This window comes from Aeromicrobium sp. Leaf291, from assembly GCF_001423365.1.
Taxonomy (GTDB): Bacteria; Actinomycetota; Actinomycetes; order Propionibacteriales; family Nocardioidaceae; genus Aeromicrobium.
Genome location: NZ_LMNM01000001.1, coordinates 1,230,868 through 1,243,762, shown reverse-complemented (window position 1 = coordinate 1,243,762; position 12,895 = coordinate 1,230,868). Strand labels below are relative to the sequence as shown.

At 72.0% G+C, this 12,895-nt stretch carries 10 protein-coding genes; 1 reads left to right on the top strand and 9 read right to left on the bottom strand.

The window, feature by feature from the left end; all coding sequences use genetic code 11:
- Positions 1-10 precede the first annotated feature (10 nt).
- The 5 genes from ASF35_RS06240 to ASF35_RS06220 form a co-directional block, all read right to left on the bottom strand.
- A complete protein-coding gene (locus tag ASF35_RS06240) occupies positions 11-823 on the bottom strand; it encodes a heme ABC transporter ATP-binding protein (RefSeq protein ID WP_082480660.1) in 813 nt (270 codons plus the stop codon).
- Positions 820-1,833, bottom strand: coding sequence for an iron ABC transporter permease (locus tag ASF35_RS06235; RefSeq protein ID WP_055964343.1), 1,014 nt, complete (start codon positions 1,831-1,833; stop codon positions 820-822). Before ASF35_RS06235 ends, ASF35_RS06240 begins: the two co-directional genes overlap by 4 nt.
- Positions 1,834-1,915: 82 nt before the next feature.
- Positions 1,916-3,004 carry a hemin ABC transporter substrate-binding protein gene (locus ASF35_RS06230; RefSeq protein WP_200931726.1) on the bottom strand — a complete coding sequence of 363 codons (1,089 nt, stop codon included), beginning with the start codon at positions 3,002-3,004 and terminating at the stop codon, positions 1,916-1,918.
- Between the two features lie 71 nt (positions 3,005-3,075).
- A complete protein-coding gene (locus ASF35_RS06225; protein WP_055964340.1) occupies positions 3,076-6,882 on the bottom strand; it encodes an HtaA domain-containing protein in 3,807 nt (1,268 codons plus the stop codon).
- A 124-nt stretch (positions 6,883-7,006) separates the two neighbouring features.
- Positions 7,007-7,567, bottom strand: coding sequence for a TetR/AcrR family transcriptional regulator (locus ASF35_RS06220; protein ID WP_055964337.1), 561 nt, complete (start codon positions 7,565-7,567; stop codon positions 7,007-7,009).
- Between the two features lie 113 nt (positions 7,568-7,680).
- Here ASF35_RS06220 and ASF35_RS06215 point away from each other — a divergent pair, with 113 nt between their 5' ends.
- Positions 7,681-9,618, top strand: a complete 1,938-nt coding sequence (locus ASF35_RS06215; protein WP_156367967.1) for a CHAP domain-containing protein — start codon at positions 7,681-7,683, stop codon at positions 9,616-9,618.
- A gap of 33 nt (positions 9,619-9,651) precedes the next feature.
- On the opposite strand, the gene ASF35_RS06210 is transcribed toward ASF35_RS06215, so the two are convergent.
- Genes ASF35_RS06210 through secY form a run of 4 tightly spaced genes read right to left on the bottom strand, consistent with a single transcriptional unit; the run spans position 9,652 to position 12,761 of the window.
- Complete coding sequence (locus ASF35_RS06210; RefSeq protein ID WP_055964332.1) at positions 9,652-10,038, bottom strand: hypothetical protein; 387 nt, start codon at positions 10,036-10,038, stop codon at positions 9,652-9,654.
- On the bottom strand, positions 10,035-10,871 hold the full coding sequence (map, locus tag ASF35_RS06205; protein WP_082480219.1) for a type I methionyl aminopeptidase: 837 nt from the start codon (positions 10,869-10,871) through the stop codon (positions 10,035-10,037). Before map ends, ASF35_RS06210 begins: the two co-directional genes overlap by 4 nt.
- Positions 10,872-10,893: 22 nt before the next feature.
- Positions 10,894-11,460 (bottom strand): adenylate kinase, encoded by a 567-nt coding sequence (locus tag ASF35_RS06200; protein WP_255353796.1) that lies wholly within the window; start codon positions 11,458-11,460, stop codon positions 10,894-10,896.
- Positions 11,457-12,761 carry a preprotein translocase subunit SecY gene (gene secY, locus ASF35_RS06195; protein WP_055964329.1) on the bottom strand — a complete coding sequence of 435 codons (1,305 nt, stop codon included), beginning with the start codon at positions 12,759-12,761 and terminating at the stop codon, positions 11,457-11,459. Before secY ends, ASF35_RS06200 begins: the two co-directional genes overlap by 4 nt.
- Between the last annotated feature and the right edge of the window lie 134 nt (positions 12,762-12,895).

Genomic DNA, 12,895 nt, shown 5'->3' with positions numbered 1-12,895 from the left:
TGACACATTGTCATGATCGTGGTGACGGAATGTCACCATCTGGACGCGTCGTGGCCCCGGTCGGCACGACGGCGAGCCGGTCCCCCACCCGGTGGACCTCCACCGGGAGTCCGTAGGTCCGACCGACCAGGTCGGCCGTCAGGACCTCGGCCGGCGTGCCGTGGGCCGCAACCGTGCCCTCGGCCACCACCACCAGCTCGTCGGCATGGGCCGAGGCGAGGGAGAGGTCGTGCGCCACGACGACCACGGTGCGTCCGGCCCGGGCCAGCCGACGGGCCAGCACGAGCACCTCCTCCTGGTGCCGGAGGTCGAGGGCCGCCGTCGGCTCGTCGAGCAGCACCAGGTCGGTGTCCTGTGCGAGGACCCGGGCCAGCGAGACACGGGCGCGCTCGCCTCCCGAGAGCTGGCGGAACGACCGCCCGGCCAGGTGCACGGTGTCCGTGCGCTCGAGCGCCCAGGCGACCAGGTCGGCGTCGGCCGCCACGTCGTCGCGAGACGTCCACGGATAGCGCCCCATCGCGACGACCTCGGCCACCGTGAAGCCGAAGCTCACGTCGTGGGACTGGCCGAGGACCGCGCGCCGTCGCGCGAGCTCGGCGGGGGTCCAGTCGGACAGGGGCCGGCCGTCGAGCGCCACGGTCCCCGCGGTGGCCGGGAGGTCGCCCGAGACCACCGAGAGCAGCGTGGACTTCCCCGCGCCGTTGGGTCCGACGACCACCACGAGCGTGCCGGCACGCACGTCGAGGTCGACGTCGTGGAGCACCTCGCGCCCACCCAGGCGGCACGAGACCCCCCGCACGGACACGACCGCGTCGGCCGTCATGCCCAGCCCCCGGCGCGCGTGCGGGCGCGCCGCACGAGGTGCAGGAAGAACGGACCCCCGACGACCGACGTCAGTAACCCGATCGGCAGGTCGGCCCCGGTCACGAGCGTCCTCGCCAGCACGTCGGCCCAGACCAGGAGCACGGCACCGGCGAGGACGCTCCCGAGGAGCAGAGCCCGGTGGGCCGGGCCCAGGACCATCCGCAGCGCGTGCGGCACGACGAGCCCGACGAACGCGATGATCCCCGTGAAGGCCACGGCCACCCCGGTCAGCAGCGCCATGACCGCGATGGAGACGATCCTGAGTCGCTCCACGCGCACACCGAGGTGGGAGGCCGAGCGCTCGCCGAGCGCGAGCAGGTCGTAGCGGCGGGCCGCGGCGAGGGCGAACAGCACGCCGGGCACCGTCACGACGGCCACCACGAGCACCTCCGACCAGCGGGACCCGTTCATCGAGCCGAGCTGCCAGAACACGATCTGCTCGCGCGAGCCGGTGTCGCCGGCGAAGAGCACGAGCGCGAGTCCCGCACCCGCGAAGGCGTTCACGGCGATGCCGGTCAGCAGCAGCGTCACCACCTCCGTGCGTCCTGCGCTCCGTGCCGTCGTGTACACGAAGACCGTCGCCGCGAGGCCACCCAGGAAGGCGAACAGCGCCACCGCCCATCCCCCACCGACGGTGATCCCCGTCGCGATCGCCACGGCGGCCCCGAGGGCGGCTCCTGCGGAGACCCCCACGACCCCGGGCTCGGCCAGCGGGTTGCCGAAGACGGCCTGCATCATCGCGCCCGCCACCGCGAGCGCCGCTCCGACGACCACGCACATGGCGACCCGGGGGAACCGGACGTACCAGAGCGCGTCGACGAGGAGGTCCTCGTCCGGACGCCACGACGTGCGCACACCGACGCCGTCGAGGACGGTCCCGACGACCGCGCGGGCGGAGACGTCGAGCTGTCCGACGAGGGCCGAGACCACGACGCCGACGAGCAGCGCCGCGACCAGGGCACCGACCACGGCCGCAGCCCGCCTGCGCGGCGCCGTCCCCACCGGCGCACGAGTCCGTACACGCACGTCCGTGGCGGTCATCCGGTGCCGCTCATGCCGGGCCACGCGGTGCGTACACGGCGCGGGCCAGCGCGTCGAGGACGCCGGCCGACCGCGGACCGAACGACAGCACGTCGCCGTCGGCCATGTCCACGAAGCGTCGGTTCCGTCCGGCGGCGGTGAGCGCGAGCGTCGTCTTGTCGGCGAGGAGCGCGTCGACGCCTCCGACCGACTCGAGCCCGTGCGACATCACGATCACCAGGTCGGGATCGGCCGCGAGGACCGCCTCGTCGGTGAGGGGCTGCATGTCCTTCCAGCCGAGCTCGGCGGCGACGTCGACGCCGCCGAGTCCCCGCACCAGGTCCCCCGCGCCGGAGTCCTCACCGAGCAGGTAGTAGACGCCGGCCGAGCCGCGCAGGTAGAGGAAGACCATCGACAGCCGGTCCTCGGCGGCGGCCGGGGCGAGCCGGTCGACCTGGGCGCGGACGTCGTGGAGCTGCGCAGCGATGCGCTCGGCTAGCCGCTCACCGGCGGCGGGGACGCCGAGCGCGGCGGCCACGTCGCGGGCGAGGTCCTGGGCACCGTCGAAGGACGCCTGGTTCTCCACGAAGACGACGGTGACCCCGGCATCGCGGAGCTGCTCCACGACGTCGCGCGGGCCGATCGACCCGTCGGTGACGACGAGGGTGGGACGCGACCGCAGCACCGCCTCCGCGTTGAGGGAGTGGCCGTCGCTCGTGACGACGGGCAGGTCCTCGGTGCCGGGGAAGGTCGTCGAGACGTCACGACCGACGAGCCGGTCGCCGAGGCCGAGGCCCCACACCGTCGCGGCGAGCGTGCCGGAGATGTCGAGGGCGAGCACCCGGTCGGTGTCGGTCACCTCGACCTCGCGCTCGCCGGCGCGGTCGTGCGAGACCACCGTCGCAGGAAGGGTCTGCTCGGGGTCCTCGACCACCGGTTCGACGGTGCGGTCGGCGAGGACGGCCGTGCTCGGTCCCTGCCAGCCCTTCGGGTCGTCGACGGGCTGGACCTGCGCGAGCGGGACCGTGCCGGCCGCGCCTGCCGCGCCCTCGGAGTCGGCCACTCCCGGTCCCGCGCACCCGGCGGACAGCGCGAGCGCTGCCACGGCGAGTACCGCCACCGGGAGCGCGCGGATCGTGCGGGGCGCCCGTCGGGCAGCCGTCCGCGCACCGCGGCCTCGGACGGTCGCGGTCACCGCAGACCGCCCGAGCGACGGCGCAGGCTCGCCATGCCGAAGCCGACGACGAGCGCGAGCGCCGCGGCCACGGCGACCCACCAGGCCGGGACCCCGCTGTCGGACGCGGTGCCGGCGAGGCCCGCCGCCTCGGTGGTGTCCGTCGGGGCCGCGGACGCCTCGCCCGCCGTCCCGGCGCAGTCCGCGGCCGTGGTGACGGTGAGGTCGATCGGGTCGAAGGCCGTGCCCGCCTCGTAGGTGCCGAAGACCCCGTGTCCCTGCTCGGTGAGCACCGCGGGTGCGTCGGTCACGGTGTACCCGGTCCCGTCGTCGGTGCGCTCGACCTCGGCCCCGGACAGGTCGAGCTCCACGAACGGCACGTCCTCGGTCGTCGTGGGAGCTGCGTCGCCGCCGGCCTCGGCCGCCGCGCGGTCGCCTGCGGTCATGTCGAGCAGCAGCACCGCGGTGTCGGCGTCGGTGAACCGGACCACCGGGTCCTCGAGCACGACCTCGAGCGCACCGGAGTGGCCCGAGAAGCGGATCGCGCCGTCGAAGGCCACGTCACCCTCGGTCGTGGCGGCGTCGAACGAGCCGGAGCCGCCCGAGAAGCCGAACTCGGGCGTCTCGTAGGACGCGTCGCCCGAGGTGGTCCAGTCGCCGTTCGCGATGGACCCGGACACGTAGGACCGGAAAGACTCCTTCACGCCCCAGGTGAGGGTGGCGTCGGCCACCTCGCACCGCTCGGCCTCCTCGGCGTCGGCCACGGTGAACACGGCCCCGCGGCTGATCGAGCCCTGGAAGGTCAGGGTGTGCTCCCCCGGCTCGAGATCACCCGGCAGGACGCCGCTCCACGTGGCACGGCCCTGCGCGTCGGCGCTGAGCGAGCGCTCCAGCACGACCGGCGTGGAGTAGACCACGACGGCGATGTCGGTCTCCCCGGGCCGGAACCCGGACGCGCTCGCCGTCAGGCGGTCGCCTGCGCGGACGGTGTCGCCGTCGGCCAGGTCGAGCGTGACGCCCGTCGAGGCCGGCGGGGACGCCGGAGGGACGAAGCCGGTCGTGCTCACGGCAGCGGCCACGGTGCCACCACCGGACGCCGCACCTCCGTCGCTGCCGATCGTGAACGTCACCGGGTCCATCGCCTCACCGGCGGAGTAGAACCCCTGGAAGGCGCGGGCACCGGCGGCGGTGAGGCGCACGGGCGCACCCGAGTACGTGACCGCTCCGGCCTTCGTCGTCCTCGAGGCGCGCGCCAGGTCGACCGATCCGACGTCGATGCGCCGGCCCGCCATCACGGCCGAGAGGGTCCCGACCCGGCCTGCACGGACGGTGACCGTGGGGTCGGTGACGGACAGGTCCAGCGCACCGGCGTGACCCGTGAAGCGCACGGTGCCGCCGTAGCGCGTCGCACCACGAGCATCGGCTCCGGACGCGGCGGTCGACTTCTGGAAGAAGCGGTAGCTCCCGCCCGAGGCCGAGGCCCCCCGCGACACCGAGACCCGGCCGTTGGCGATGGGGCCGGTCACGTAGCTGCGGAACGCTGCCTTCACGCCCCAGCGCAGCGACCCGCTCGTCCTCGGCGCGTCGACCCCGCCCCCTGCACCCGGGCCGGCACCAGGACCGGTGCCGGGGTCGGGGTCGGTCGGCGTCGGCGGGGTCACGACGCCGCCCTTCAGGAGGGCGACGTCGAGGTCGATCGGCACCTCCACCGTCTGCGACGGGTCGGACGCAGCCTGACCATGCGCCTTCAACGAGTAGACCGCGTACTCCTTCGTCGGGTCCAGCGTCGCGATCTCCGAGGCCGACGGGGCCAACGTCACCGTGAACGTGCCACCCGCACCCATCTGCGTGTGCTGCACCCACTCCGTGCCGACGTACGCACTCGCGTCGGAGGTGCTCCCACCACCGACCGGAGCGATCGCGACGTAGACACCGGGCGAGGCGACCGCGTATCCGGAACCCTTCACGGCGACCTTCAGGCTGCCCTTCCTCTGCTCCGCCACCGACACGTCCAGTGTCGGACCGTTCGGCCCAGGATCGACCGGCTCGTCGTCGCCCTGCAGCAGCGCGACGTCGAGGTCGATCGCCTTCTCGACGCTCTGCGTCGCGCCGGGGTCGGGCACGCCGTGCGCCTTGAGCGAGTAGACCGAGTAGTCCTCGGTCGGGTCGAGGGTCGCGATCGCGGCTGCGTCGAGCTCGATCGTCCGCTCGAACGTGCCGCCCTCGCCCATGGAGGAGGCCTGGACCCAGATCGCGCCGCGGTAGGCACCGGCGTCCGTGGCGCTGGCGCCACCGGACTCGGAGATCCCGACGTAGACGCCCGGGGAGGTCGTCGCGTAGCCGGAGCCCGCGACGTCGACCTTCAGGCTGCCCTTCTTCTGCTCGACGACCTCCACCTCCAGCTGCGCACCCTGAGGCTCGGACGCAGGCTTGAGGACGGCGACGTCGATGTCGAGGGGCGCCTCGACCGTCTGGGACGGATCGGTGGCCGCCTGCCCGTGCGCCTTCAGCGAGTACACCGAGTACTGCTTCGTGGGGTCGAGCGTCTCGATGTCGTCGGCGTCGAGGGTCAGCGTCCGCGCGAAGGTGCCCCCCACGCCCATGGTCGTGCTCGGGACGAGGACCGCGCCCCGGTAGGCGCCGACGTCCGTGGGGCTGGCGCCCCCGGACTCGGAGATGCCGAGGTAGACGCCCGGCCCCGTCGTGGCGTAGCCGAAGCCCTCGACGTCGACCTTCAGGCTGCCCTCGACCTGCTCGACGACCTCCACGTCGAGCGTCGGGGTGAGGACACCGGGGTCGGTGAACGTGATCGGGGTGGCGGTCTCGTAGGCCGCGACGGACGCACCCGAGCCCGCGTACGTGTAGATCCCGTAGTTCCTCAACGACTCGGCCGTGGCCTTGGCGTCCAGCGCAGCCTTGTCGACCGTCAGCTCCGCCGTGAACGACCCGTCGGGACGCAGCTCGACCGCACCGCCTCCGGCACCACCGATCGCCCCCATGTCGGCTGCCGAGACCGCCCACTTCTGCGACGAGTTCACCCGCGTCGAGGATCCCGCACCCTTGGACGGCTGCCACACGTCGGCGAACTTGCCCACCACCACGTAGGCGCCAGCAGGCTTGCCCGCCAGCGGCGGACGCACACCCGTCGCCGACGCAGGATCGAAGTTCCTGCCCTCCACCGTCACCGTCGCCGCACCCTCGGCCGAGAACTCCGACCGCGACACCGACACCGACGGCGCAGGCGCCTCGGGCTCCTCGGGCTCCACCGGCTCGGTCGGCGTCTCCGGCTCGGTCGGCGTCTCCGGCTCGGTCGGCGTCTCCGGCTCGGTCGGGGTCTCCGGCTCGGCGGGCTCCTCGGGCTCGACGAGGGTCGTGAAGTCGAGGTCGACGGGGACCTCGGCGTTCTGCGACGGGTCGGACGCCGCCTGGCCGTGCGCCTTGAACGTGTAGACGGCGTACGTCTTCGAGGCGTCGAGCCGCGCGATCTCGTCGGCGCCGAGCTCGAGCGTCTGGGAGAAGCGACCCCCGTCACCGATCTGGACCGGACGGACGAACTCCGTGTGGACGTAGGCGCTCGCGTCGACCACGCTCGCACCACCGCGGGGCGCGATGCCGACGTAGATGCCCGGCGCCTCGCGCGAGTACCCCTCGCCCGCGACGTCGATCGCGAGCCGCGTCGGCGTCGACTCCTTCACCGTCGCGGCGAGTGAGACCTCGGCCGCCGCAGCACTCGTCGGCGCGAGGAGGGCCGCCGGGAGGAGGACGCTCAGGAGCAGGGGCAGGACGGCACGGACGGAGCCGCGTCGAGATGGTCGGGGGCGCATCGGACCTCACTGTGTTTAGGGTTGCCTAAGGTAGGCTAGGCGAGCCTAAGTAGACCACAATGATGACAAGGTGTCTGCATCCGGCGACATGACGCGGGTCACATCGACGGACGATCGCGACGCCTCAGGCGAGGAGGGCCCGCTGCACGAAGTCCACGACGGTGTCGGCGTCGACGTTGCGGGGCTGCAGGCAGGCCTGCACCAGCCGCATGACCTGGTCGATGTCGACCTCGCGGAAGTCGCCCGTCGCGACACCGTCGACCAGGATCGTCCGCACGACGTCCTCGATCTCGAGGACGTGGTCGCGGATCGCGAGGCGGGACTCCGGCCCGAGCTGGCCGTAGATGTCCGGGCCGAAGCCGAAGTGCTGCTCGCCCTGGGTGTCGATGTGGTGCCGCACGTAGGCGCGCAGCCGCTCGCGCGGTGTCCCGGCGTCGGCCAGCACCGCGTTCAGTCGCTCCAGGTACTTGCTCGTCTCGGAGGTCGCGAACCCCACGATGACGGCATCCTTGTCGCGGAAGTGGTTGTAGATCGCCGTGCGGCCCACGCCCGCCTCGGCCGCGAGGTCGGCCATGCGGACGGCGTCGAAGGACATGCGGTCCAGGAGCCGGACGAGCGCGTCGAAGACCGCCTGCCGCGTCTGGGTGCGGTGCTCCTCCAGGGAGCCACCGGTGATCTTGGGCACGGGCTCAACCTACGGGAACGGACCCCCTGGCACCGGCTGGAGCGACGGGAGTCCGGCGGCCTCCCGCGTCACTTCCGCCCCACGAGTCCCGAAAATCACGTACGCTGCTCGGCGTGTCGCAATCTCGGGTGCTGACCGCGCTGATATCTTTCGCCGCCTCCCTGGCCGTGGTGGGCGGACTGATCGTCTCCGCGGGCGTCTCGGCGCAGGCCGGCTCGTCGCTGCTGTGCTCGGGGTACGCCTCCTGCAAGCGCGCCGGCTACGACCACTTCGGCTACGAGACGAAGCAGAGGACCAGCTACTGGCGCATGTACACGGGGACCAACTGCACCAACTACGTCGCCTACCGACTGATCACCACCAACGGGATGCCCAACGTCCGGCCGAAGTCGGGCGTGGGCAACGCGCGCGACTGGGGCACGGCGATGGCGTCGGTCACCGACCAGACACCGACGGTCGGCTCCGTGGCCTGGTGGGGCAGGACCGGCAACCACGTCGCCTACGTCGAGAAGGTGGCCTCCCCCACCGAGATCATCGTCTCGGAGTCCAACTGGGGTCGCACGTTCGACCACCGCCGGATCACCAAGTCCGGATCGGGGTGGCCCGACGGGTTCATCCACTTCGCCGACCCCGACACCACGCCCGCCTTCAGCGCCACGCCCCGCCCGACGTTCACGGGCGGGGAGACGGTCGGCAGCCGGTTGAGCGCCACCACGTCCGCCTGGAAGCCGGGCGCGAGCTTCACCTACCAGTGGTACGCCGACGGGAAGGCCATCTCCGGCGCCTCCTCCGCGACCTACACCCTCGCCGCGGGCGACCTGGGCAAGGCCGTGCGGGTCATCGTCACCGGCAAGAAGTCCGGGTACCCCACGAAGAGCCTGGCCTCGACGCGGATCACCGACGCCGTGACCGCCGGCAGCTTCGCCTCGACGAGCCGTCCCACGTTCTCCGGTCAGGAGACGGTGGGCTCGCGGCTCGTGGCGAGCACGCCGGCCTGGTCGCCCACCGCCCAGGTCAGCTACCAGTGGTACGCCGACGGCAAGCCCATCCCCGGGGCGACCTCGGCCGTGCACACGGTCGACGCCGATCAGCTCGGGGCGAAGGTGCGCGTCCTCGCGACGGCCACGCGCCCCGGCTACACCTCCCGCACCCTGGCGTCCGAGCGCCTCACCGGTCCCGTGGCTCCGGGCGGCTTCACCACCACGCCCCGCCCCGAGCTCACCGGTGAGGAGAGCGTCGGCTCCACCCTCACCGCCACCACTGCCCCGTGGTCACCCGAGGCCACCCTCGCGCACCAGTGGTACGCCGACGGCAAGCCGATCGCCGGCGCCACCTCGGCCACCTACACCCTCACCGCCGCCGACCGCGGCAAGAAGGTCCGCGTCATCGTCACCGGCACCCGCGACGGGTTCACCACCAGGAGCCTGGCCTCGGTGCGCATCACCGGCCCCGTCGCCGCCGGACGCTTCACCACGGCGCCGCGCCCCGAGCTCACCGGTGAGGAGAGCGTGGGCTCCACCCTCACCGCCACCACTCCCCCGTGGTCGGGCGACGCCGCGCTGGCCTACCAGTGGTACGCCGACGGCAAGCCCATCGTCGGTGCCACCTCGGCCACCTACACCCTCACCGCCGCAGACCGCGGCAAGAAGGTCCGCGTCATCGTCACCGGCACCCGCGACGGATTCACCACCAGGAGCCTGGCCTCGGTGCGCATCACCGGCCCCGTCGCCGCCGGACGCTTCACCACCGCGCCGCGCCCCGAGTTCACCGGCGCAGAGAGCGTCGGCTCCACCCTCACCGCCACCACTGCTCCGTGGTCGCCGTCGGCGCGGTTCACCTACCAGTGGTACGCCGACGGCAGGGCCGTGCGCGGGGCGACCCGCACGACCTACACCCTCACCGCGGCCGACCGCGGCAAGAAGGTCCGCGTCATCGTCACCGGCACCCGCGACGGATTCACGACCAGGAGCCTGGCCTCGGTGCGCATCACGGCGGGCGTCACGGCGAAGTCCGCTGCGACGTCGGCCACCACGGCGCCCACCGACGACTGAGGCCTTCGGGGCGCTCGCTCGTCGAGAGGTGCCTCAGGCCGCGCTGTCGAACAGGACCTTCCACGTGCCGTCGACCCGCTGGACCTCGTAGGACTCGCTCGGGTCGCCGTCGTTCCAGTCGATCTCGACCGTGGCCTGGTCCCCGGACGACTCCGCCACGGTGAAGTCCACCTCGTCGAGCTCGAGGCCCTCGTCGGCGAACATGCCACCGAGGTCCGTCACGAAGCCGCAGTCGATCTCCGAGGGAGTCAGCACCACGTCCTTGACGGCCTGGCAGTCGCCCGCGTCGAGCGCTCGCATCATCGTCTCGACCGCTGCGGCCGGGTCGTCGGAGCCGTCGGAGCCACCGGAGCACGCTCCGACCAGCACGAGGACGGCGCCGGTGAGCAGCGCAGGGACGAGCCGACGGATGCCGCTCATGCGTCGTCCCCGGCGTACGCGACCCCGAGCGCCGCGAGCTGGGCCCGGCCGCCGTCGACCGCGGTCAGCACCCAGGCTCCCTCCTCGGTCCACGTCACCGTGTGCTCCCAGTGCGCGGCCCACGAGCCGTCCACCGTCACGACGGTCCACTGGTCCTCGGTCGTGCGGTTGTCCGGCGAGCCGAGCGTCACCATCGGCTCGACTGCGAGGACGAGTCCGGGCACGATCTTCGGGCCCTTGCCGGGCCGGCCGACGTTCGGCACGTCGGGTGCCTGGTGCATGGCGGTGCCGATGCCGTGACCGGTGTAGCCGTCGGCGATGCCGTACGTCCCGGCGGACCGGACGCTGCGCTCGATGGCGTGGCTGATGTCGCCGACGCGACGCCCGGGCGCCCCCGCGGCGATCCCCGCCCAGAGGGCCCGTTCGGTCTCGACCACGAGCGTGTGCACCTCCGGCCGCACCTCACCCACCTCGACGGTGATGGCCGCGTCGCCGTGCCAGCCGTCGACGATGGCCCCGCAGTCGACGGAGATGACGTCGCCGTCGCGCAGGACCCGCGGGCCCGGGATGCCGTGCACGACCTCGTCGTTGACCGAGGTGCAGATGACGCCCGGGAAGCCGGGGACACCAGGCTCCGCGCCGTAGTGCAGGAAGTTCGAGGTGGCGCCGTGCGCTCGGATCGTGTCGTGCGCCAACGCGTCCAGCTCGGCGGTGGTCACGCCGGGCGCGATCGCCGACCTGACCGCGTCGAGTGCATGGGCCACCACGAGCCCGGCACGCCGCATCGCGACGACCTGCTCCGGACTCTTGAGCTCGATGCCCCGGCCGAACACGGACGCGCCCCGGACCGCGCGGTCAGAGACCGAGCGCGGCGTCGATGCGCGCCTCGACCTCGTCGACCGTGCCCATCCCGTCGACCTCGCGCAGCAGGCCCCGCTCGCGGTAGACCGGCAGCAACGGCGCGGTCTCGGCGATGTAGACCTCCTGGCGGTGCCGGATGACGTCCTCGGTGTCGTCGGCGCGACCGCTGGTCTCGGCCCGCTTCAGCAGTCGGCCGATCAGCTCCTCGTGATCCACCGTCAGCACCAGCACGTGGTCGAGCTGGGACCCCAGGTCGGAGAGGATCGTGTCGAGGGTCGAGACCTGCTCGACCGTCCGCGGGTAGCCGTCCAGGATGAACGCGTCGCGCGCGTCGTCCTGGGCCAGTCGATCCTTCACCATGGCGTTCGTGACCTCGTCGGGCACGTACTCACCGGCGTCCATGTAGCGCTGGGCCGTCTTCCCCAGCTCGGTCTGCTGCTGCACGTTCGCCCGGAAGATGTCACCGGTCGAGATGTGGGCGCCGCTGATGCGCTGGGCGAGCGTCGCCGCCTGCGTCCCCTTGCCCGCCCCCGGCGGGCCCATGATGAGAAGTCGCGTCACCGCAGGAACCCTTCGTAGTTGCGCTGCTGGAGCTGGCTCTCGATCTGCTTCACCGTGTCGAGGCCGACGCCCACGATGATGAGGATCGACGTGCCGCCGAACGGGAAGTTCTGGCTCGCGCCGAGCAGGGCGACGGCGATCATCGGGATGAGCGCGACCATGCCCAGGTACACCGCGCCGGGCGCCGTGATGCGGCTCAGGACGTACGCGAGGTAGTCCTGCGTGGGACGACCCGCGCGGATGCCCGGGATGAACCCGCCGTACTTCTTCATGTTGTCGGCGACCTCTTCGGGGTTGAAGGTGATCGCGACGTAGAAGTAGGCGAAGAACACGATCAGCGCGAAGTACGTGATCATGTAGTACGGGTGGTCGCCCCGCACGAAGTGGTCGTTGATCCAGACCGCGCCCACGCCGTCCGGACGGAACTGGGCGTAGAGGGCCGGCAGGTACAGCAGGCTCGAGGCGAAGATCACCGGGATGATGCCGGCCTGGTTGACCTTCAGCGGGATGTAGGTCGACGAGCCGCCGAACATGCGACGCCCGACCATCCGCTTGGCGTACTGGACGGGGATGCGCCGCTGGGCCTGCTCGATGAAGATGACCGCCGCGACGATCACGAGACCGACGGCCACGACGGCGGAGAACGTCGCCCAGCCCTTCTGCTCCTTGATCAGCCACATCGCGCCGGGGAAGGTGGCGACGACCTGCGTGAAGATCAGGATCGACATGCCGTTTCCGACGCCGCGGTCGGTGATGAGCTCGCCGAGCCACATGATGACGGCGGTGCCGGAGACCATGACGAGCACGATGAGCAGGAAGGCCAGGATGCTGTCCTGGCGGTAGAGCAGGTCGCCGCAGTCGACGCCGCCGAACAGCTGTCCGCTGCGCGCCAGGGCCACGATGCCGGTCGCCTGGAGCACGGCCAGACCCAGCGTGAGGTAGCGGGTGTACTGCGTGATCTTCGCCTGACCGGACTGGCCCTCCTTCTTGAGGGCCTCGAGCCTGGGGATGACCACGACGAGCAGCTGCAGGATGATGCTCGCGGTGATGTACGGCATGATGCCGAGCGCGAACACGGTGAGCTGCAGGAGCGCACCACCGGAGAAGACGTTGATGAGCGCGAACAGGCTGCTGTTCTCGCCCTGGGAGGCGAGGTCGACGCAGCGCTGGACGTTGCTGACGTTGATGCCGGGAGCCGGAAGGGTCGAGCCGAGACGGAACAGCACGATGACGCCGAGGACGAACAGCAGCTTGCGCCGTAGGTCAGGCGTCTTGAACGCGTTCACGAAGGCGCTGAGCACCTGATGTCCTCCTCGATCGTGGAACCCGTACGGGCCCCCGCGACTCTAACAGTCAGTTCTCGCAGGTCGGCCGTTGCCCGGTGGTTACAGGACGGTCGTCCTGCGCCGGCACGGCGTCTGCGTCGGCACGAGGT